The organism is Candidatus Thiothrix putei, from assembly GCA_029972225.1.
Classification (GTDB): domain Bacteria; phylum Pseudomonadota; class Gammaproteobacteria; order Thiotrichales; family Thiotrichaceae; genus Thiothrix; species Thiothrix putei.
Window position 1 is genome coordinate 2,343,200 of the sequence record CP124756.1, and the last position, 21,129, is coordinate 2,364,328.

The 21,129-nt window shown below is 50.4% G+C and carries 20 protein-coding genes and 3 pseudogenes; 6 read left to right on the forward strand and 17 right to left on the reverse strand.

Translation table 11 applies throughout. The features are described 5' to 3' along the window. Positions 1-19 precede the first annotated feature (19 nt). A complete protein-coding gene (locus QJT81_11955) occupies positions 20-838 on the forward strand; it encodes a DUF2189 domain-containing protein (GenBank protein ID WGZ92587.1) in 819 nt (272 codons plus the stop codon). Between the two features lie 15 nt (positions 839-853). Here QJT81_11955 and QJT81_11960 read toward each other — a convergent pair. The 7 genes and pseudogenes from QJT81_11960 to apbC form a co-directional block, all read right to left on the reverse strand. Then, positions 854-1,072 (reverse strand): annotated as a pseudogene (locus QJT81_11960) (dCTP deaminase). A gap of 30 nt (positions 1,073-1,102) precedes the next feature. After that, positions 1,103-2,146: pseudogene (locus QJT81_11965) on the reverse strand (dCTP deaminase). 57 nt (positions 2,147-2,203) lie between these two features. Continuing rightward, positions 2,204-2,554, reverse strand: a pseudogene (locus QJT81_11970) (dCTP deaminase). Continuing rightward, a complete protein-coding gene (locus QJT81_11975) occupies positions 2,551-2,994 on the reverse strand; it encodes an LEA type 2 family protein (protein ID WGZ92588.1) in 444 nt (147 codons plus the stop codon). The pseudogene QJT81_11970 and the gene QJT81_11975 overlap by 4 nt, the downstream one beginning before the upstream one ends. A gap of 114 nt (positions 2,995-3,108) precedes the next feature. Continuing rightward, complete coding sequence (locus tag QJT81_11980; protein WGZ92589.1) at positions 3,109-5,040, reverse strand: hypothetical protein; 1,932 nt, start codon at positions 5,038-5,040, stop codon at positions 3,109-3,111. 65 nt (positions 5,041-5,105) lie between these two features. Continuing rightward, positions 5,106-5,483, reverse strand: a complete 378-nt coding sequence (locus QJT81_11985) for a hypothetical protein (protein ID WGZ92590.1) — start codon at positions 5,481-5,483, stop codon at positions 5,106-5,108. Positions 5,484-5,647: 164 nt separating this feature from the next. After that, positions 5,648-6,727 carry an iron-sulfur cluster carrier protein ApbC gene (apbC, locus tag QJT81_11990; GenBank protein WGZ92591.1) on the reverse strand — a complete coding sequence of 360 codons (1,080 nt, stop codon included), beginning with the start codon at positions 6,725-6,727 and terminating at the stop codon, positions 5,648-5,650. Between the two features lie 294 nt (positions 6,728-7,021). On the opposite strand from apbC, the gene QJT81_11995 reads away from it, so the two are divergent. From QJT81_11995 to hflD, 4 genes are all read left to right on the forward strand, one after another. Continuing rightward, the gene (locus tag QJT81_11995) at positions 7,022-8,230 is read left to right on the forward strand and encodes an RNA-guided endonuclease TnpB family protein (protein WGZ92592.1); all 1,209 of its coding nucleotides are present in this window, start codon (positions 7,022-7,024) and stop codon (positions 8,228-8,230) included. Between the two features lie 93 nt (positions 8,231-8,323). Then, on the forward strand, positions 8,324-8,782 hold the full coding sequence (locus QJT81_12000; protein ID WGZ92593.1) for an NUDIX hydrolase: 459 nt from the start codon (positions 8,324-8,326) through the stop codon (positions 8,780-8,782). Beyond that, positions 8,775-9,896 (forward strand): tRNA 2-thiouridine(34) synthase MnmA, encoded by a 1,122-nt coding sequence (mnmA, locus tag QJT81_12005; GenBank protein WGZ92594.1) that lies wholly within the window; start codon positions 8,775-8,777, stop codon positions 9,894-9,896. Before QJT81_12000 ends, mnmA begins: the two co-directional genes overlap by 8 nt. Before the next feature lie 65 nt (positions 9,897-9,961). Next, positions 9,962-10,597, forward strand: coding sequence for a high frequency lysogenization protein HflD (gene hflD, locus QJT81_12010; GenBank protein ID WGZ92595.1), 636 nt, complete (start codon positions 9,962-9,964; stop codon positions 10,595-10,597). On the opposite strand, the gene pyrF is transcribed toward hflD, so the two are convergent. The 7 genes from pyrF to QJT81_12045 form a co-directional block, all read right to left on the reverse strand. Continuing rightward, a complete protein-coding gene (gene pyrF / locus QJT81_12015) occupies positions 10,594-11,283 on the reverse strand; it encodes an orotidine-5'-phosphate decarboxylase (protein WGZ92596.1) in 690 nt (229 codons plus the stop codon). The two genes, hflD and pyrF, sit on opposite strands and share 4 nt — an antisense overlap. Before the next feature lie 17 nt (positions 11,284-11,300). After that, entirely contained in the window at positions 11,301-12,314 is a 1,014-nt protein-coding gene (locus QJT81_12020) for a tetratricopeptide repeat protein (protein WGZ92597.1), read from the reverse strand. Positions 12,315-12,517: 203 nt separating this feature from the next. Continuing rightward, complete coding sequence (locus QJT81_12025; GenBank protein WGZ92598.1) at positions 12,518-12,823, reverse strand: integration host factor subunit beta; 306 nt, start codon at positions 12,821-12,823, stop codon at positions 12,518-12,520. A 141-nt stretch (positions 12,824-12,964) separates the two neighbouring features. After that, complete coding sequence (gene rpsA / locus QJT81_12030; protein ID WGZ92599.1) at positions 12,965-14,632, reverse strand: 30S ribosomal protein S1; 1,668 nt, start codon at positions 14,630-14,632, stop codon at positions 12,965-12,967. 124 nt (positions 14,633-14,756) lie between these two features. Further along, positions 14,757-15,410, reverse strand: a complete 654-nt coding sequence (cmk, locus tag QJT81_12035; protein WGZ92600.1) for a (d)CMP kinase — start codon at positions 15,408-15,410, stop codon at positions 14,757-14,759. Continuing rightward, entirely contained in the window at positions 15,407-16,729 is a 1,323-nt protein-coding gene (gene aroA, locus QJT81_12040; protein WGZ92601.1) for a 3-phosphoshikimate 1-carboxyvinyltransferase, read from the reverse strand. The genes cmk and aroA overlap by 4 nt, the downstream gene beginning before the upstream one ends. A 119-nt stretch (positions 16,730-16,848) precedes the next feature. Next, a complete protein-coding gene (locus tag QJT81_12045) occupies positions 16,849-17,619 on the reverse strand; it encodes an RNA methyltransferase (protein WGZ92602.1) in 771 nt (256 codons plus the stop codon). A gap of 85 nt (positions 17,620-17,704) precedes the next feature. On the opposite strand from QJT81_12045, the gene QJT81_12050 reads away from it, so the two are divergent. Then, entirely contained in the window at positions 17,705-19,228 is a 1,524-nt protein-coding gene (locus QJT81_12050; protein WGZ92603.1) for an alanine/glycine:cation symporter family protein, read from the forward strand. Between the two features lie 78 nt (positions 19,229-19,306). Here QJT81_12050 and QJT81_12055 read toward each other — a convergent pair whose 3' ends face one another. From QJT81_12055 to QJT81_12065, 3 genes are all read right to left on the reverse strand, one after another. Then, a complete protein-coding gene (locus QJT81_12055; protein ID WGZ92604.1) occupies positions 19,307-19,672 on the reverse strand; it encodes a hypothetical protein in 366 nt (121 codons plus the stop codon). 69 nt (positions 19,673-19,741) lie between these two features. Continuing rightward, positions 19,742-20,482, reverse strand: a complete 741-nt coding sequence (locus QJT81_12060) for an S-methyl-5'-thioinosine phosphorylase (protein ID WGZ92605.1) — start codon at positions 20,480-20,482, stop codon at positions 19,742-19,744. Position 20,483: 1 nt separating this feature from the next. Beyond that, a complete protein-coding gene (locus tag QJT81_12065) occupies positions 20,484-21,041 on the reverse strand; it encodes a hypoxanthine-guanine phosphoribosyltransferase (GenBank protein ID WGZ92606.1) in 558 nt (185 codons plus the stop codon). Positions 21,042-21,129: the final 88 nt, after the last annotated feature.

Below are 21,129 nucleotides of genomic sequence, written 5' to 3' on the forward strand. Positions count from 1 at the left end.
ACCAGAGGAGGATTTCGCCATGTCAACAGAAGAAACTAACCCGAATACTCAAGAACCTGAAGCCACAGCAAGCGTGCGCTTGCGACCGTTTATCGCCCCCTGCCGCCCAATTTCCCCAACTGCTCCCTTGCGCTGGCTGAAACAGGGGTTTCAAGATTTTAAGCAAGCGCCGCTCTTGAGCATGGCATACGGGGCGATATTCATGCTCGCCAGTTGGCTGATTGCCTTGTGGTCATGGGAAGTGGGCAGTTTTACTATGCTCATCGTTTTGTTTGCCGCCTTTGTGTTTCTTGGTCCTGCGCTGGCGATGGGTTTGTATTCCGTCAGTTGCCAACTGGATCGGGGCATGAAACCACGTATCGGGTTTTGTCTGACACAGGGTAAGAAACGCCTTGGCAATCAGATGGTGTTTGCTTTTGCCTTGTTGGTCATTTTCTTGGTCTGGGCGCGAGCGGCTGCCATCGTCAATATTTTTCTACCGATGGCACGAAGCCCCAATCCCTCGGAATTAATGACGTTTTTGATCATCGGCTCTGTGGTGGGCTTGCTGTTTACCTTGATCGTTTACTGCGCCAGCGTGTTTTCCCTGCCCATGATTATGGATCGGGAGGTGGATGCGATTACCGCCGTGTTGAGCAGTGTCAATGCTGTCCTGAAAAACAAAGCTGCCATGTTGCTGTGGGCACTGATTATTTTGGGGTCGGTGTTGCTGGGCTTCCTGACACTGTTTATGGGCTTTATCGTCACCTTGCCGATCATTGGCTACGCCAGTTGGCGGGGCTATCGGGAAACCATTATCGGTGATGAATGGCAGCAAGACCCGGATACAGCCGCCTGATCCGGGTCATGTTACTCAGGTTTTGGGCAAGGTAACGCCGGTTTGCCCTTGGTACTTGCCGCCACGGTCTTTGTAGGACGTGGAGCATACCTCATCTGACTCGAAAAACAGCATCTGCGCCACGCCTTCGTTGGCGTAGATTTTCGCGGGTAGCGTTGTTGTATTCGAGAATTCCAAGGTAACGTGCCCTTCCCATTCGGGTTCTAAGGGCGTTACATTTACAATTATTCCGCAGTTATGGACGAAAACGCCATTATCCAACGCAAAATTTCCCGCTTCAGGAACGGTCAAACAGAACACATCGTGATCACCTGCAACAGGACGAACATGTGTCACTTTATGGTTTTGCTGACCTTCACGGCTCACACCTCGGAACGCATCAATAATATGCGGGAAACGCCGGAATACAGCACGATCACATTCTAATAAACGTGCTGCTCCTCGAATTGACCCTGTTTGATGCAATGCCTCTTTCACGACTTCATCAGTAATCTCGGTACGCAAACGCAAATTTCGCGCAAATTCAGCCTGACGTTGATGTCTATCAGGGTCAGCCTGCTCCCAAACAGCTTTCATCCGTTCACCTTGCCTCGCTCGTTCTGCATGATCCTGATAACGGGCAAGCATCGCCTCACGATGAGCCTGTCGAGTAGCATCCGAGGGATTGCAACGCGCTGCTAGTAACTCTGCGCGTTGAGCAGCGTAAACATCATCGTGCCAGAAACGGCTAGCTCGTTCACTTTGCAAGCTAGAATAACGTTCTGCCCATTCAGGATTTTGCATACGCTCATGCAATGCGGCACGGATGGATGCACTGTGTTCGTCAGGGTCAAACTCCTCACCGTAGTTTTCCGCATTGTGCAGCCGAATATGTGCTTCGGCATCCATGCGGACAATGTTCCAAGGGTTATTATTTAAACGGTCAATATCGACATGATGGCGATGGGTGTTTGGCGCATCAGCATACAAGCCATTCCGTAAATTCCACTCATCAGCCAAACGGTGCGTGGGATACAAATGCCCGTTCAACGGTTGGTATACCATTTCATAACCACGCGCCAACTGCCGATATAATGGCATCAACGACGCTCCCGGTGTTAATTCACCTGCCGCGATCCAACGCCCATCACGCAGCATAAACAAATGGTCAGGGGTAGCGAAAATACTTTTACCATTATCTAACCCAACTTCAATGAGGCTATCACGCCCCACATAACGCGGGGCTTCCAGTTGTGTCACAATCAAACGACCGTTTGCACCAATGCTATAACCCCAGAACAATTCACCCTGCTCGGCACGTACTGCCATTTCTTCCAAGGTTGGAGAAGAGCCATCGACTAAAGCAACACGGGTATCGCCGCGAAAACAACGCGCATACGTCGATTTCCCCAAACACACCACCAAGGTGCTGCGGGGAATACGGAAATATTCCACCGTCCGCGCCAGTGCAAACGAGTTGGGCGGGATAATGCAAACATCGCCTTTGAAATCCACAAAGCTCTTTTCGTCAAAGTTTTTCGGATCAACAATAGTGCTATTGATATTGGTGAAAATCTTAAACTCGTTGGCGCAACGCACATCATAACCGTAACTTGACGTGCCGTAAGAAACGATCCTTTCGCCGTTGGCAGTGCGCACCTGCCCTGTTTCAAACGGTTCGATCATATTGTGTTCGGCTGCCATGCGGCGAATCCAATGGTCGGATTTAATGCTCATCCTTTCACCCCTACGCCACCTTGACGCTGAAACGGTACTTTAACAAACGGTAAACGCACCGCACCACTGAGGTTATACGCCACCGTGCGTGAACGGATAGCATCCGGTGCGAGGCGTAAAATTTCGGCGAAATCGAGTTTTACCGGAATTTTAACCGGCACATCCTGACGTGCGCCGAGCGTGACATTTTCGGTTTGATCACCGCTGGCGACTTGCCGCCCGTTGAGGATTAAACCGTATTCAATGCCCTGCAACGGAATCGGGAAGGCATTAGGGTTGCTGACATTCAGAGTGACAACTGCCGTGCCTTGGGTGAGGGAAATCTCTTGCACTTGGATGTTTTGGATCGAGACGTTGGGCTGCTCAATCACACCGGGGACGCTGCTGCACGCTGGCAACAACAGGGATGTGGATAGCAATAGGGATATTCGTTTCAGCATGGGTTTTTCTTTGTGTTAAGGGCGATAGCGAATACTAAAACAAAATGGCGGTGGTAAGAAGACCCTCACCCCCCAGCCCCCTCTCCCGCGAAGCGGTAGAGGGGGAGGAGGACACTACTTTTTCAATTCATTTTTCAGATCATCAATTTTCCATTGTTCTGAAGGAATGAGACGATTCTCATCTTTCAGTCTTTGCAAAACCTTCAACGCTTCGCTTAATAATTCTTTGCGCTTATCCGGTTGAATTTTCGCCAACTTGTAGTAACTTACTACCAGGTCGTTTTGCCATTCGGCCTGCTTCGGGTCGAGTTCCACCAGCTTCTGGGCTATCAACAGCGAATCCTGATACGCCTTCAGCGCGGCGGGCGTGTCGCCGTTCGCCTTGTAAAGGTCACCTACCTTGTTGTAGCTCACCGACAGGTCGCGCTGCCATTCGGCCTGCTTCGGGTCGAGTTCCACCAGCTTCTGGGCTATCAACAGCGAATCCTGATACGCCTTCAGCGCGGCGGGCGTGTCGCCGTTCGCCTTGTAAAGGTCACCTACCTTGTTGTAGCTCACCGACAGGTCGCGCTGCCATTCGGCCTGCTTCGGGTCGAGTTCCACCAGCTTGTTTCGGATCAACAGCGAATCCTGATACGCCTTCAGCGCGGCGGGCGTGTCGCCGTTCGCCTTGTAAAGGTCGCCGATTCGATCATAGCTCACCGACAGGTCGCGCTGCCATTCGGCCTGCTTCGGGTCGAGTTCCACCAGCTTCTGGGCTATCAACAGCGAATCCTGATACGCCTTCAGCGCGGCGGGCGTGTCGCCGTTCGCCTTGTAAAGGTCGCCGATTCGATCATAGCTCACCGACAGGTCGCGCTGCCATTCGGCCTGCTTCGGGTCGAGTTCCACCAGCTTGTTTCGGATCAACAGCGAATCCTGATACGCCTTCAGCGCGGCGGGCGTGTCGCCGTTCGCCTTGTAAAGGTCGCCGATTCGATCATAGCTCACCGACAGGTCGCGCTGCCATTCGGCCTGCTTCGGGTCGAGTTCCACCAGCTTCTGGGCTATCAACAGCGAATCCTGATACGCCTTCAGCGCGGCGGGCGTGTCGCCGTTCGCCTTGTAAAGGTCACCTACCTTGTTGTAGCTCACCGACAGGTCGCGCTGCCATTCGGCCTGCTTCGGGTCGAGTTCCACCAGCTTCTGGGCTATCAACAGCGAATCCTGATACGCCTTCAGCGCGGCGGGCGTGTCGCCGTTCGCCTTGTAAAGGTCACCTACCTTGTTGTAGCTCACCGACAGGTCGCGCTGACGGTCAGTATTATCAGGTTCGGCGGTAGCAGCTTTTTTCAGGGATTCATGGGCTTGGAGGAATTTTTCCTGCGCGGTTTTACCATCGCCGTTGGCTTTCAGGATGTCGGCTTCCCCCATGATTGCAGCGGCAAACTCACGCTCCTGTTTTTGGGTTTTAGCGGCTTGTTGCATCCCGCGCCATGCGTCGAGGGCTTGGGGGGTATTGCCCAGCTTTTGGGCAATTTTGGCAAGCTCCCACCACGCAGTAATGTTATCGGGTTGGAGTTGGGTGACTTCGCGGTAGCGGGCGAAGGCTTTGTCGTGGTCGAGGCGCAGTTCGGCGACCTCGGCGAGGTCAAAGGCGCGTTGTGCAAGACGTTGGCGCGAGAGTTCAACGTCTTTGTCGTAGGCTTGTTGCAGCAGGGTTTCGGCTTGGTCGAGGTTGCCTAAGTCGAGTTCGCGGCGGGCTTGTTGGGCGAGTTCGTCGGTTTTGGCGTATTCGCCTAAACGTTGTTCCAAGTCGGCGTATTTGCGTTTGAGTTCTTCGAGTTCGGCGGCACGGTCAGCTTCTGGTACACCTTTGGCAATCAGACCTTGTAACAGGCGTTCTTCTGCCTCTTTAGAAAGCTGGACTTTAACATCTTGGGTGATGCTGACATTCCCACCCGCGACTGCGTTGGGTGAAAAATCACCGCCACTGCTTTGGCTGACTTCTTGCTTATCACCACAGGCGGCAAGCAACAATACACTGACTAACACTAAACGACGCATAACCAACCTCAACAGGGTTTCTTGCTCCCCGCCTTTGCAAAAGGAGGGGTTGGGGGAGGATTTTCTTACTTCTGCACGGATACCGTCGCATTACCAACGCTGTTCGGGCTTTGATCACCCTTGCTGCTTTGTTCAACACGCTCTACCGCGACACCCGCGCCGACACTGTTCGGGCTTTGCTTGCCTTCACTGTGCTGGATGATGGCGGATTGTGGAGCAGCGGCCTGTTGCTGCACGATGCTTTTGGCAAAACCGCCGATAACAATCAGCAACGCCAACACAAACACGAGATTCAAGCCTTTGTGAAACAGCCCTTCAGTGGCTTTGCCAGTCAGTTTTTCGGGTTTGAACAGCTTGACTAAGCCTGCCAGCGTAAATATGGCGAAACCAACCAATACCAAGGGGTCACTCAGGTGTTCGATCCAAGGGGTAATATCACTCATCGCAAGTCTCATCGGGTAGTGGGTTGCCCGAAAGTGTAGCAAGATACAAACGTAAGTTATAGCGATTTTCAAGCAGTTATTCGCAAGAAAAGCGGCATAGCCGCTTTCTCTTACTCCCCCTCTACCGCTTGGCGGGAGAGGGGGCTGGGGGGTGAGGGTCTTCCCTACACGTTCATAATCTTAATCGTCGGGAACTTGGTGCTGTAATCCTTGGCTTTTTGCGCCAGACGCGCTGAAGCTTTACGGGAAATGTCTTTGTAGATTTGCGCCACAGTACCATCCGGGTCAGACACCACGGTAGGGTTGCCGTTGTCGACTTGCTCACGGATTTTGATGTCGAGTGGCAAGCCACCAAGGTAGTTCACGCCGTATTGTTCTGCCATGCGCTGACCGCCACCTTCGCCGAAGATGTGTTCAACCGTGCCGCAGTTACTGCAAATGTGCATACTCATGTTTTCGACGATACCCAAGATAGGCACTTCGACTTTCTCAAACATTTTCAGCCCCTTACGCGCATCCAGCAAAGCAATGTCTTGCGGTGTGGTAACAATAATCGCACCGGAAACCGGGATTTTCTGGGAAAGCGTCAACTGGATGTCGCCTGTGCCGGGTGGTAAGTCGATTACGAGGTAATCCAAATCACCCCAGTTGGTGTCGCCGAGCAATTGTTCCAAGGCTTGTGTGACCATCGGGCCGCGCCAAATCATCGGAGTGTCTTCTTCGATCAGGAAACCAATCGACATGGCTTTAATGCCGTGGTTTTGCATCGGCTCTAAGCTTTTGCCATCGCTGGATTCCGGCTGCCCGCTAATGCCTAACATACGCGGTTGGCTGGGGCCGTAAATGTCCGCATCCAACATACCAACGCTTGCGCCATCGGCTTTAAGTGCTAACGCAATGTTAACCGCTGTGGTAGATTTTCCAACACCGCCTTTACCAGAGGCCACTGCGATAATGTTTTTGATACCGTCTTTGCGCTTCACACTTTTTTGCACGGCATGGGCAGCAACTTGGGTAGTCACGCTTACGTCAGCATCAGCAACACCCGCAGCAGCTAAGGCAGCTTTGATCTCGGCTGCCAGTTCATCGCGGTAGCCACCAGCAGGGTAGCCTTGCACAACGCGCACGGCTACCTTGTCATTGTCGGTGGTGATGTCCTTCACTTGGTGCAGGCTCACGATGTCCTGATCCAGATAACGGTCTTTAATGCCTTTCAGTACGGCTTCAACCTGTTCGCGTGTCATGTTAGGGGAACTCCTCAAATGGGCTTGAAAACATGACCGGCATTCTACACTGTCTGATGCCAGACTCGAAATAAGCACCCATTCAGCGATGGGTATTACCTAGTGGGATACTCAAGAATGGATAGACCTTATTGACAAGGGTTTGAAACAGTTACCATAAAATCTATATAAATCTATTCAAACTTTATCATTTTGGTTAGGTTTATAAAAGCATAGTGCCGTTTATCCGTAAAAGATAGCAGCAAAAGCACGGATGACTAGACAACTATCACACCGTGCTGCATTCTGTTTGCCATGATCATCAGCCACAAAATCCGCCTTGACCCCAACCATAAGCAAGCGACGTACTTGGCGAAAGCCGCAGGCACAGCACGGTTCGCCTACAACTGGGCGTTGGCAGAATGGCAAACCCAATACGCCGCATGGAAAGACGACAACACCCAGCCAAAACCCAACCAAATGGGCTTGCGCCGCCAATTGAACGCCATCAAACGCGAACAATTCCCCTGGATGCTGGAAGTCACCAAAAATGCCCCGCAAATGGCAATTATCCAACTCGGTGCAGCTTTCAAGAACTTCTTTGCGGGACGCACCCAGTACCCGCAATTCAAAAAGAAAGGCAAAAGCCGCGACAGTTTCACCCTCACCAACGACCAGTTCAGCCTTGACGGTTGCCGCATCCGCATTCCCAACCTTGGGTTAGTACGGATGCGGGAAACGTTACGCTTTTCCGGTAAAATTCTCTCTGCCACGATTTCCCGCACCGCTGATCAGTGGTTCGCCAGCATCACCGTGGATACCGACCAACATCATCTCCCGCCTGCCAAAAACCAAGGCACGGTAGGGGTGGATTTGGGCGTATCTGCACTGGCAACCCTATCAACGGGGGAAAAAGTGGTTGGGGCAAAGCCGCATAAAGCCTTGCTTTCCCGCCTAAAACGGCTCTCGCGCAGCCTGTCCCGCAAGGTCAAAGGCAGTGCCAACCGTCACAAGGCGAAGCAGAAGCTGGCAACACTTCACGCACGTATTGCCAACATTCGCCAAGACAGTTTGCACCAGTTCACCACGGATTTGACCCGCCGTTTTCACACCATCGGCATTGAAAACTTGAACGTATCGGGCATGGTGAAAAATCGCCATTTATCCCGTGCCATCAGTGATATGGGGTTTTTCGAGTTTCGGCGGCAACTGGAATACAAGGCGGAAATGCGGGGTGCGGTGGTCGTGGTGGCTGATCGGTTTTTTGCCTCCAGCAAAACCTGTTCTGCTGCTGGCTGTGGGCATAAAGTGGAGAAGCTGCCACTGTCGGTACGTGAATGGACTTGCCCCGTTTGCGGTGCAGTCCATGACCGTGACGTAAATGCCGCCAAGAATTTAGAAGAATACGCCGTGAGTTACACGGTGTCTGCCTGTGGAGGGGAAGGCTCTGGTCTTGGGCGCAAGCCGAAGACGAAACCAGCCCCCGTGAAGCAGGAATTCAACACCATGACTACTTTTAGTTAGCTATAGGTAGATTTGGGTAGGTTTGAAATAACGGATAACTACAATGTGTGAAGTTGTGTAGAATAACCTCTTTCGCCCTACAGGATGCCCATTATGGTTTGGAAACCCCGCGTCACCGTCGCCAGTGTCATTGAACATGAAAACCGCTTTTTGATGGTGGAAGAAATGCACTTTGGGCAACTTACCATCAATCAACCTGCCGGACACATGGAACACGGTGAAAGCCTACTGGATGCAGTACGTCGTGAAACGCTGGAAGAAACCGGCTGGATGTTTGAACCAACTGCCCTACTCGGTATTTTCCACATGCACCGTGATGACCCTGACCGGGTGTACTTGCGTTTTACCTTCACTGGTACGCTGCTCGAACCTGTCCCTGGCTACCAAATAGATTCAGATATTACGGCAGTACACTTCCTGACCCGCGAACAAATTCGTAACCAGCAACCACGCATTTGGCGCAGTGATTTGGTCGGGCGTTCACTCGACATGTACGAATCTGGTGTACGCCATTCCCTCGACAGCCTGCAATACTTCGTTGCCAATGACTAACACACGCACCAAAAAAGTCATTGTTGGCATGTCTGGCGGTGTAGACTCCTCCGTTGCGGCCTTGTTACTGCTCGAACAAGGCTATCAAGTCGAAGGCTTGTTCATGAAAAACTGGGAAGAGGACGATACCGAAGACTATTGCTCCGCTGCGGTTGACCTTGCAGATGCACAAGCTGTTGCCGACCAATTAGGCATTACCCTGCACACCCGCAATTTCGCCAGCGAATACTGGGAGCGCGTGTTCACTTACTTTTTAGAGGAATACCGAGCTGGACGCACACCCAACCCCGACATCATGTGCAACAAGGAAATCAAATTCAAAGCCTTCCTTGAATTAGCATTGGAACTGGGTGCAGACTATATCGCTACCGGGCATTACGCCCGCATTGCACGTGACTCCGGCGGCACAGTGCGGATGCTCAAAGGCGTGGATAACAACAAAGATCAAACCTATTTCCTCTACACCCTGCAACAGCACCAACTACAACGCAGTTTGTTCCCTGTGGGTGAATTGGAAAAAAGCAAAGTCCGCGCCTTAGCCGTAACCGCCGGATTCACCACTGCCCGCAAAAAAGACAGCACGGGTATTTGTTTTATTGGTGAACGTAAATTCCGCGATTTCCTGCAACGCTTTTTGCCTGCTCAACCCGGTAACATTGTTACTCCCGCCGGTGAAATCATCGGTAAACACCACGGCTTAATGTATTACACCCTTGGACAACGCCAAGGTTTAGGTATTGGCGGACGTAAAGATGCCGATGAATCCCCGTGGTTCGTTGTCGATAAAGACATCGCAAATAATCACCTGATTGTCACTCAAGGCCACCAACACGCATTGCTAATGAAACATTTCTTGTTAGCTTCACAACTGCATTGGGTTTCTGGTCAAGCATTAGCCCAACAGTTTGAATGCAAAGCAAAAATTCGTTATCGCCAGACTGAAGAAACCTGTCAGGTCAGCCTACAGACAGATGGCAATTGCGCCGTTTGTTTCCCCAACGCACAACGTGCCATTACTCCCGGACAATCCATTGTGTTTTATCAAGACGATACCTGTTTAGGCGGCGGCATCATTGATGCAATGTCAACAAATTGTCCTAATCCTTCAAGCTAACTTGAATTATTGACGTAAACCCTTATTCTCTCAACACATACCAGAAACGGACACGATAAAAACCTGTGGAAGCCAATAACCGTAACCGAACCATTGCCCTTGCCGCGCTCTTCCAGTGTGTAGAAGGTGTCACTCAAATCGCCGCTCGTGGCAATGTCGATAGCGAATTATTTGAGTCCTGTATTAACAGCATGTTGACCGAAGACGACTCATCTCCCGAAGCTCTTTATGGTGGTATAGATACACTCAGAACGGGCTTTCGCGTATTAATGTACCAATTGGGTGCTGGCACTATGAACCCCGATGGCAAACCCAAAGATATCGAGGCTACCCGTTATGCGGTTAACCTGCTGTATCTGGAGAAGAAACTTGCCAATGACCCCGATATGTTTCAAGCATTATTAAAGAACATCGAAAACGCCCAACAACAACTCGACTTTTTTGCCATGACTCACCCCAATATGATTGCGCGACTGGCTGAAATATATAGCAATACCGTCAGCAAACTGGGGCCGCGTATTATGATCAAAGGCGACCAAAATCACCTTGCCAACCCTGAGAATGCTGCCAAAATTCGCGCATTATTACTGGCTGGCATACGTGCAGCCTTATTGTGGCGACAAGCCGGAGGTAGCCGTTGGAAGCTCATTTTCTCACGTGGGGCAATGCAAAAAGAGGCTCAACGCTTGCTGAAAAGCTAAGACATATCTTGATTAATTTGTGCAATCACGGCCTGCGGATCAGCCGCCTGCGTAATTGGCCTGCCAACCACCACATAACTCACTCCTGCTTGTTGTGCCTGTGCAGACGTCATGACCCGTGATTGATCACCCAGCTCACTACCTGCTGGGCGAATACCAGGCGTTACCAGCAAGAAATCCTCCCCTAACACTTGCCGTAACATGACTGCTTCCTGCGCAGAACACACCACTCCATCCAACCCACTGCTTGCGGCAAGTTGTGCTAAATGTTGCACTTGTTGTGCAGGATCGGCAATGACCCCCGTACTCGCCAATTGCACTTTATCCATTGACGTTAACACCGTGACTGCAATTAACTTGGGTGGATTTTCAATACACTGTAATGCTTCTCGTGCTGCTTGCATCATTTTTGCACCACCTGATGCATGAACATTGATCATCCACACGCCCAAAGCTGCGGCTGCTTTACACGCTGATGCTACGGTATTGGGAATATCGTGGAATTTCAGATCCAGAAACACATCAAAGCCACGCGCTGTTAATTGACGTATAAACTCAGGGCCAGCAGCAACAAATAATTCAAAGCCGACTTTAAGCTTACATTGTGCAGGGGTGAGAGCGGCAACAAACGCCAGTGCTTGTTCCGCAGTGGCAAAATCGAGGGCAATAATCAAACGGCTAGACATATGATATTCCTTACAAATTAAACGTTACTGACCGTATCCCACTGGTGACAAGCAGGACAGCGCCACAAATAGCCATGCATTTTATACCCACACTGGGCGCACTGGAAATCTGGTTGGCTGGCAGACAAACGTTGCAAGGCGATTTGTAGTTGGGCAATATCACAGACTTTTTCTTCCTGCCACAATGATGACAAGACTTCTGTCGAATGCACTACGGTGTTCAAACTAGGTTTGCCTTTAGTTAAGTATTCTTCAACCTGAGTACGCATTTCCGGTAACTTACCCAATTTACGTGCCAATTGCAGTAAGTAACCAAATAACTTCGTATCTTGGGTTTTCGCAAACGTTTGTTGAATGAAGCTACGCAGACTTTCAAGCTCATCTTTTTGATTAAAATTATTCACTAACTGATTGAATAAAACACCAATCAGACGCGTATCTTTCTCAATCGCCTGGTGATAAATACCCAAAGCCTCTTCGCGCTGATTACGGGCATACGCTAAATCACCTTTCAACACCAAAACGCGGGCAGAGACTGGGTAGACTTTAGCAGCTTTTTTGATGGTTTCTTCTGCACGAAACAAATTTTGCTTTTGCAGCTCCTGTGCAGCTATTTCACAGTAGTAGTGCGCAATCAAACGACTATGATCAAGTTTGCTACGCTGCTGTGCTAACTGTGCAATCTCAATTGCTTTATCCCACTCATGCAATTGTTCATAAATATTACGTAATGGCTCACACGCATCAGCATGTTTCGGGTCATCTTTGAGTAATTCGCTAAATACGCTTTCGGCACGATCCAATAAACCAGCCGCGAAAAAATCCTCTCCGAGCGCCAACATGGCAGAGATACGTTGCGCTTTACTGAGATCGGAACGGGCAACCAAGTTCTGATGTATACGCAACGCACGGTTTATTTCGCCTCGATTGCGAAATAGGTTACCTAATAATAAAAAGGTATTAGCTGTGTGCTCATCAACTTCGGCATAATTGAGAAACACATCCAGTGCTTTATCAGGTTCTTCACTCAATAGGTAATTAATGCCTTGCACAAAACGCTGCGGAACATCCTTACGTTGCTCTTCGCGCTCTTTGTAACGCTTACGCGCCGCGTGCCAACCGGAATAAAATGCGATGGGCAATAATAAAAATAGAATTTCTTGCATAATGCCTTAGACGTAAAAAAGGAGGCTTAGTGCCTCCCCTTTCATAATTACACACGATAACAAGCTTGTTAATCCTGAATGGGATGAGTAGCACGCGATTCATTCACGCGCTCACGCAATTCCTTACCCGGTTTAAAATGAGGCACATGTTTCGGTGGTAAAGCGACCTGATCACCCGTTTTAGGGTTGCGACCTTTACGCGCCGCACGATGATGCAGGGAAAAACTGCCAAAGCCCCGGACTTCAATACGCCCACCACTAGACAGTGATTCGCTCATTTTGTCGAGCAACAGTTTAACGGACGATTCAACGTCGCGACTGCTCAGATGGCTTTGTTTACGTGACAGAATATCAATGATTTCAGATTTGGTCATCCATTCCACTCCTGAACAAACGACGGGGTTGTCATGATCGTTGTTGCAGCTTTCTAGTCTTGGAAAACGGTGCAGATCGTGTATCTGCACCGCCTGAACTATAGGTCATCCCTGACCTGCGTGCCATCCTGATGGTGAAACTTATTCGCCCATCTGTTCCTTGAAGATGTCACCCAGTGACGTGCCTGCACCGGAAGAACGCCCGGTGTATTCACGCATTACCCGCGCCTCATCTTCATCATCCTTGGCCTTGATCGACAGGTTGATGGAACGCGTCTTGCGGTCAACGCCCATGAATTTCGCTTCAACGGTGTCGCCTTCTTTCAGCAAGGTGCGAGCATCTTCAATCCGGTCGCGTGACAGTTCGGAAGCACGTAAAATGCCTTCGATGCCTTCACCCAAGTCGATTTTCGCGGCTTTAGGGGTGACTTCAACCACAGTGCCTTTCACGACGCTGCCTTTAGAATGGGCGGCCACGAAGTTGGAGAACGGGTCTTGTTCCATCTGCTTGATGCCGAGGGAAATGCGTTCACGTTCTGGATCAACGGCCAATACAACCGCTTCCACTTCGTCGCCTTTCTTGTAGCTGCGCACGGCTTCTTCGCCGGGAACGTTCCAAGAAATGTCAGACAAGTGAACCAGACCGTCAATACCGCCATCCAAACCGATGAAGATACCGAAGTCAGTGATGGACTTGATCTTACCGGAAACGCGGTCGCCCTTGTTGCGAGTACCCGCGAATTCATCCCAAGGGTTAGCTTGGCATTGCTTCATACCCAGAGAGATGCGGCGGCGTTCTGCGTCGATGTCGAGGATCATGACTTCAACTTCGTCACCCAAAGTTACAACCTTCGCTGGGTTAACGTTCTTGTTAGTCCAATCCATTTCGGAAACGTGAACCAAACCTTCAACACCGTCTTCGATTTCCACGAAGCAGCCGTAGTCGGTCAGGTTGCTGACCTTACCAAAGATGCGCGTGCCGGATGGGTAACGACGTACCAGATCTTGCCATGGATCTTCACCCAATTGCTTCAGACCCAGTGATACGCGGTTCTTATCGCGGTCGAACTTGAGGACTTTAACGTCGATTTCGTCACCGATGTTAACCACTTCAGAAGGATGTTTGACACGCTTCCAAGCCATATCGGTGATGTGCAACAGGCCGTCGATGCCACCGAGGTCGAGGAATGCACCGTAATCGGTGAGGTTCTTGACCACGCCTTTGATGACTTGACCTTCTTGCAGGTTTTCCATCAGCGCGTCGCGTTCTGCACTGTATTCTTCTTCAACGACTGCACGGCGTGACACCACGACGTTATTGCGCTTCTGATCCAGCTTGATGAGCTTGAATTCCAGTTCCTTGTTTTCCAAGTAGGAAGTATCGCGGACTGGACGGACATCCACCAGTGAACCCGGCAAGAACGCACGGATGTCACCCAACTCAACCACGAAACCACCCTTAACTTTGCCGGTGATGATACCGGTGATGATTTCTTCGTTGGTGAAGGCTTCTTCCAGAATTTCCCAAGCACGCAGGCGGCGAGCTTTTTCACGGGAAAGGCGCGTCTCACCGAAACCATCTTCGACGGTATCCAGTGCTACTTCAACCAAATCACCGACTTTAACGTTGATTTCGCCGCGTTCATTTTTGAACTGTTCAGCAGGGATAACACCTTCGGATTTCAGGCCAGCACTAACGATAATGAAATCGGAGCGGACTTCGAGAACTGTTGCATTCAGCAGAGCGCCGGGCTGCATTTGGGTGTAGGAAAGGCTCTCTTCAAACAGTTCAGCAAAACTTTCAGTCATGAATAAAAATACCTGTTAATAAAATGATTTATCGTCACTCGCATCCTGCATTGACGGGTTAAAACGCAAAAAGCCCAGACTTCCTGTCAGGGCTCCCTAGAAAATACGGTATCCAATGAAATGCTTAAACGACGTAGTGCAACACGGTGGCAAACACTTCGGCTTGATCCAACGAACTGGTGTCGATGACCAACGCATCAGCGGCAGGTTTTAAGGGAGCTACCGGGCGGTTGGTATCGCGTTCGTCGCGAGCATTGATCTCTTGAATTAGGTCGCAAAGTTTAGCACTAAGTCCTTGTTGGCTCAACTGTTTCAGGCGACGTTCTGCACGGATTTCTGCACTGGCGGTGAGATAAAACTTGTGGGTAGCTTCAGGAAACACCACCGTGCCCATATCTCGCCCATCAGCAACTAAACCGGGAAGCTGACAAAACTGGCGTTGCAGCTCCAATAATGCGGCGCGTACCATAGGTAATGCGGCAATTTGCGAAGTCGCACTCGCGCAGGTTTCATTGCGAATCTCACTGGTAATCATGTCACCGTCCAGCCATGCTTCGCCATTTTTAAATTCGATATTCAGGGTGGGAATCATCGCTGCCAGCGTAATTTCGTCTTGCAGATTCAGACCACGCCGCAAAGCCGCCACCGCTGCTACGCGGTAAATTGCACCGCTATCGAGCATGTGCCAGCCGAGTTTATCCGCCAGCATACACGCAATCGTGCCTTTGCCAGCACCTGCTGGGCCATCAATCGTGATAACGGGAATTTGCATACTCATATTGCCGCAATCCTCACACCAGCCTTGGCTGCTAATGCTACAAATCCGGGGAATGACGTGTTGACGTTAGCACAATCATTAATCGTGATCGGTGCTTGAGCGCACAATGCAGCCATTGCAAACGACATCGCAATGCGGTGATCGCCGTGGCTGTCAATCGTGCCGCCTGTAAAATTGCCGGGGTTGATAATAATCCCATCTGGCGTCGGTTGTGCATCGACACCACACGCCATCAAACCATCCGCCATCACCTGAATCCGGTCACTTTCTTTGACGCGTAATTCTTCGGCACCTGTCAGCACAGTTTGACCTTCTGCAAATGCGGCAGCAATGAATAACGCAGGAAATTCATCAATAGCCAGCGGCACAAGGCTTTCAGGAATCTGGATACCTTTTAACTGCACTGCACGCACCCGAATATCTGCTACAGGTTCACCGCCAACTTCGCGCTCATTCAGCACATCGAGGTTTGCCCCCATCAGACGCAAAATATCAATTACGCCCGTGCGAGTTGGATTCATACCGACGTGTTCAATGGTCAGATCAGAGCCTTGTGCAATACTTGCCCCTACCATAAAAAAAGCAGCCGAAGAAATGTCGGAGGGTATATCAATATCGGTTGCAGTGAGTTTACCGCCGCCTTGCAAACTAATACGGTTACCCTCGGTTTTCACTTCATAACCAAAACCACGCAACATGCGTTCAGTGTGGTCACGGGTTGGTGCAGGTTCCGTCACCGACGTTTCTCCCTCAGCATACAAGCCCGCCAGTAACAACGATGATTTCACCTGTGCGCTTGCCATTGGCATATCATAATGAATACCGTGTAACTTGCTGCCACCATGCACCAATAATGGCGGTGTACCTGTTGCCGTTGCTTCAATATTTGCGCCCATACGGGCTAAAGGTACAGTCACGCGCTTCATCGGACGCTTGGAAAGCGAGGCATCACCTGTCATCTTTATGTCGAACGCCTGTCCACTCATTAAACCTGACATCAGACGCATGGATGTGCCGGAATTCCCCATATCCAAATCGTGCGTGGGGGCTTGTAAGCCGTGCAGCCCTACGCCATGGATGGTGACGTTGCCATCATCACTTGGGCCTTCAATCTCCACCCCCATAGAACGAAAGGCATTCAAGGTACACAGACAATCTTCACCTTGCAAAAAACCACTGACGTGGGTCGTGCCTTCCGCCAGTGCGCCCAGCATGATAGAACGGTGCGAAATGGATTTATCGCCGGGTACGCGCACACTGCCGTGTAAACTGCCACCGGGTTGGACGATGAATTGTAGGTTGATGCTGGAATGGCTCACGGGGAATTCCTGTGGTAATGCGTAAAAAAGTAGGCTGGCATTCAAACATACACCATAAACTTTGCCAAGTTGTAGCATAGCATTTGCAAGCAATTTTCATATTTCACCAAACGCTTCTGTTAGGATCTCTCCCGAAACTTTCGCCCCGCAAACGCTGCCAACATGCCGCGCAAAATATTCATCTCACTCACAGTCACCCCTGCCCGCCCAAACAATCGCCGCATCCGCCGCATCAGCAAACGCGGATTTTCGGGGTCAAGAAAGCGCGTATCAATCATCAACTGTTCCAAATGCGTGTAAAACCCTTCCAATGCTTCCGCACTCGCCAACGCTTCTTCAGGATCAGCCGTAACAGACTGGTCAGGCGTTGCCAAACGCACCGCCGTTGCGCATTCATACCCCAACACCTGAATCGCCATCGCAATATTCAACGACAGAAAATCAAACGCCATCGGGATATGCACCAGCGTATTGCAGTGATCCAGCTCCTCATTGGTCAAACCGGTACGCTCACGCCCAAACACCAGCGCAATTTTCTGCTGCTGCGGCAAATGCGCCGCAACGAAAGTGCCACATTCCCGCGCATCCATCTGCGGCCATTGCAAAGTCCGCTCAGAACGCGCACTGGCTCCGATCACAATTTGGCAATCAGCGACTGCATCTTGCAAAGTCGGCACAATTTTTGCTTGTTCAATAATATCGTTCGCACCTGAGGCCAGTGCCCACGTTTCTTGAGAATACGGTTTACGCGGCGTCACTAAGCGCAAATCTTTAATGCCCATGGTTTTCATGGCACGCGCCGCCGAACCAATATTACCGGGGTGTGAGGTTTCTACCATAACGATGCGTAAGTGTTGAAGCGTAGTGTAAGGCACGGTGTGGTTGTCCATTCGATATTTCGTAAAGTGAGCATTATGCTATAGTCTTTACGGCAATATGACCAATAAATGAATCGCTTGGAAGAGGAGTTCCTGCATGAGAAAAATCGTTTCACTGCCCACAGTCGTGGTTGCCATGCTCTTAACGTTGATGCCTAGTTGGGTAACAGCGAATGACGGCAGCGGCTTAGATGCTTGGTTTGGCACCATTAATGGTTGGTTATCAACCGTCATTTTTTATGATGTGTTTCCTGGTGAGCCAGCCATGCCGTTCATTGTGGCATGGCTCATTGCAGGTGCTGTCTTTTTGACGCTACGCTTCAGTTTCGTCAATTTACGCATGATGGGACATGCTTTCGCCGTATTACGGGGTAAATACCGAACCGCAGATGACAAAGGTGAAGTGACGTCTTTCCAAGCGTTAACCACTGCGTTATCGGCAACCGTGGGCTTAGGCAATATCGCCGGGGTAGCGATTGCGATCTCGATTGGTGGGCCGGGCGCAACTTTTTGGATGATTGTAGCGGGCTTTCTCGGTATGACGACTAAGTTTACCGAAGCAAGCTTGGCGCAAATGTACCGCGAAGTACGCCCAGATGGGCGCTTAATGGGCGGTGCAATGGAATATCTATCTAAAGGCTTTGCTGAGCAAGGCATGGAGGGTCTGGGCAAATTTCTCGCCATCATGTTCGCGGTATTCACCATTTTTGGCTCATTTGGGGCGGGTAGCGCTTTCCAAGTCAGCCAATCCTTAGGTGCGGTAAAGGAACAGATTCCGTTTTTTGCAGAAATGCCAATTGCTTACGGTATTCTGATGGCAGTGTTAACCGGGTTAGTGATCATTGGTGGATTAAAGCGTATTGCGCACACGGCAGAAGCTATTGTACCCACAATGGTCATCGTATATTTACTAGCCTGCTTATGGATTATCCTCAACAATATCAGCGGTGTGCCCGATGCATTGAGTAAGATTGTGGTTGAAGCCTTCTCCCCCATCGCAGTGGCAGGTGGTATTGTCGGGGCGATTGTACAGGGCTTCAAACGAGCCGCGTTCTCCAGTGAAGCGGGCTTGGGTTCAGCCGCGATAGTGCATTCCACAGCTTCGGTTAAATACCCGATACGTCAAGGAATGGTTGCATTGTATGAGCCATTCATTGACACCGTGATTATTTGCACTATGACGGCACTGGTAATTATTTTGACAGGCGTTTACAACTCGCCAGAAACAGAAAGCATCCGTGCCGCGAGCCAAGGCGCTGCATTAACGGCCGTCGCCTTCCGCACGGTAGCAGATTGGTTCCCGATTATCCTCACGCTGTCGGTATTTTTGTTTGCTTTTAGTACCATGATTGCATGGTCATACTATGGTGAACGCTGCTGGGTATATTTATTTGGCGAAAAACTTTCGATCATTTACAAAGTGATGTTTTTAGTCTTTGTGTTGTTAGCTTCGGTAGCAAGTGCAGCCAATATGCTGGACTTTACTGACTTACTGGTATTAGCGATGGCTTTCCCGAACCTGATCGGCTTGTATCTGCTGAGTGGTAAAGTGCGGGTAGCCTTGAATGATTACACTGCCAAGCTAAAAAGCGGCGAGCTGGATCGTGAAGCGAAGCGTTAATTAAAGATTGGTTCCCCCCCTCCCCTGATAAGGGGAGGGGGGTTTATGCGTAACATCAGATGCCGCCCCCTCGTACAGTTAGCTGGAAAACTTCACCCGCACCCGCAACTGCCGCAACACATCCACCGGCACACTATCCGGCAACACAATCAAACTGTGCAACTTACCTGTTGGCGTGCGCAAATTTAGCACACACAACCACGGATGCAAAAAGCTACTGTCATCCAACCGCGCAAAAAATCCAGCCGCAACAGTACGCACCAAGCACACGTCCACCTGATAAAAACGCACTTCCTGCACCGCATTCGGCACAACCCTGCTAATATGCAAGCGCCAGTAATAGCGCAACGACACCACGATCAACACAAGCAGCAGCCCCTTGCCCCACACCGGCAGCACAGGAATCAAGCCCGTCACCAGTGCTGCCAGTAAATGGGTAGCCACCACAAAAACAGCTAAGCGCCTTGAGACCACTGGCTGCAAATACAAAGGCGGTTGATTATCCAAAATGGATCAGCAAACTAAAGCACGCAATAACGAACGTGCATTGGCCATACCCACCACTAAGTTTTGTTGGATGTCTTCCATGGTGATCTCTTCGTTATCTTTGCCCGCTGCCCAGTTAGCCACCACCGCACAGGCGGCATAGCACAAGTCCAGTTCACGGGCGAGCGCCGCTTCTGGCATCGCCGTCATGCCTACCAAATCACAACCATCACGCTCCAAACGGATGATTTCAGCGGCAGTTTCCAAACGCGGCCCCTGGGTAGCAGCATACGTACCACGCGGCACCACATCCAGCTTCGCACATTCTGCCGCTACCAGCAGGGCATTGCGCACCTCAGCACAATAAGGCCACGAAAAGTCGATATGCGTTACATCGGTCAAACCCTCCTCAAAAAAGGTATGCGCCCGCCCGTAGGTGTAGTCAACAATTTGATCAGGAATAACCAAGCGTTTCGGCTGCATATCAGGGGTAATTCCCCCCACTGCCGCAATCGCCACGATTTTTTTAACACCTAAGCTTTTCAACGCCCACAAATTAGCACGGTAATTCACGCGATGCGGGGGGATATTGTGGGTATAACCATGCCGTGCCAGAAACACGATACGCTTCCCGCCAATCATTCCATGCGTCACAGGGCCGGATGGCTCGCCATAAGGCGTATGCACTACTTCGCGGTGAATTACTTCTAAACCTTCGATTTCGGTCAATCCCGTGCCGCCGATTACCGCAAATTCAATATTATTCATTTTACAACCCTTTTACTGCATAAATACCGTTAGCATTACGCCAATATTCCTTGTAATCCATCCCAAACCCGAATACATAGCGATCCGGCAATTCGAGTGCAGAAAAATCACGGTGAACACCCTCAACCCGACGCCCATGCTGCTTATCAGCGAGAACCGCCACATACACTTGAGCCGCGCCCTGTTCTAGACACCAATGCGTAATTTCACGCAAAGTATAGCCTTCATCAAGAATATCATCGACCAACAACACATGCCGCCCTGCCAACGCCGTATCCGGCTTGTGCAACCACGTAATCGTCTTACTACCACTCGTTGCCCCACGATAACGGGTGGCGTGTAAATAATCCTGTTCTAAGGGAAATGCCAAGCGTGTCAGCAAATGCCCCGTCAAGATCACTCCACCCGTCATCACACACAACACCAGCGGGGTTTTATCCGCCAGTTTTTCGGTAATTTCCACTGCCATCATATCCAACATGGCAGCAATATCCTCAGCGGAATACAATAAATCAGCATCTGCCATCGCACTGGCAGCATCAGCGGCTGTGATAACCATTTGTTCACCTACTGTTCAAGCAATTTTGGTATTCTAACTTAAATCAAGAAATCGTCATGAAAAAACAGAAATATGATCGATGGGTCTT

Excerpts from the sequence above, each read along its gene's own strand:
- QJT81_12025 (WGZ92598.1), bottom strand. The coding sequence starts at position 12,823 with ATGACCAAATCTGAAATCATTGATATTCTGTCACGTAAACAAAGCCAT.
- apbC (WGZ92591.1), bottom strand. The coding sequence starts at position 6,727 with ATGACACGCGAACAGGTTGAAGCCGTACTGAAAGGCATTAAAGACCGT.
- QJT81_12000 (WGZ92593.1), top strand. The coding sequence starts at position 8,324 with ATGGTTTGGAAACCCCGCGTCACCGTCGCCAGTGTCATTGAACATGAA.
- cmk (WGZ92600.1), bottom strand. The coding sequence starts at position 15,410 with ATGAGTATGCAAATTCCCGTTATCACGATTGATGGCCCAGCAGGTGCT.
- QJT81_11995 (WGZ92592.1), top strand. The coding sequence starts at position 7,022 with ATGATCATCAGCCACAAAATCCGCCTTGACCCCAACCATAAGCAAGCG.
- mnmA (WGZ92594.1), top strand. The coding sequence starts at position 8,775 with ATGACTAACACACGCACCAAAAAAGTCATTGTTGGCATGTCTGGCGGT.
- QJT81_12065 (WGZ92606.1), bottom strand. The coding sequence starts at position 21,041 with ATGGTTATCACAGCCGCTGATGCTGCCAGTGCGATGGCAGATGCTGAT.
- QJT81_11955 (WGZ92587.1), top strand. The coding sequence starts at position 20 with ATGTCAACAGAAGAAACTAACCCGAATACTCAAGAACCTGAAGCCACA.
- QJT81_12060 (WGZ92605.1), bottom strand. The coding sequence starts at position 20,482 with ATGAATAATATTGAATTTGCGGTAATCGGCGGCACGGGATTGACCGAA.
- QJT81_11980 (WGZ92589.1), bottom strand. The coding sequence starts at position 5,040 with ATGCGTCGTTTAGTGTTAGTCAGTGTATTGTTGCTTGCCGCCTGTGGT.
- QJT81_11975 (WGZ92588.1), bottom strand. The coding sequence starts at position 2,994 with ATGCTGAAACGAATATCCCTATTGCTATCCACATCCCTGTTGTTGCCA.
- QJT81_11985 (WGZ92590.1), bottom strand. The coding sequence starts at position 5,483 with ATGAGTGATATTACCCCTTGGATCGAACACCTGAGTGACCCCTTGGTA.
- QJT81_12045 (WGZ92602.1), bottom strand. The coding sequence starts at position 17,619 with ATGGACAACCACACCGTGCCTTACACTACGCTTCAACACTTACGCATC.
- pyrF (WGZ92596.1), bottom strand. The coding sequence starts at position 11,283 with ATGTCTAGCCGTTTGATTATTGCCCTCGATTTTGCCACTGCGGAACAA.
- rpsA (WGZ92599.1), bottom strand. The coding sequence starts at position 14,632 with ATGACTGAAAGTTTTGCTGAACTGTTTGAAGAGAGCCTTTCCTACACC.
- QJT81_12050 (WGZ92603.1), top strand. The coding sequence starts at position 17,705 with ATGAGAAAAATCGTTTCACTGCCCACAGTCGTGGTTGCCATGCTCTTA.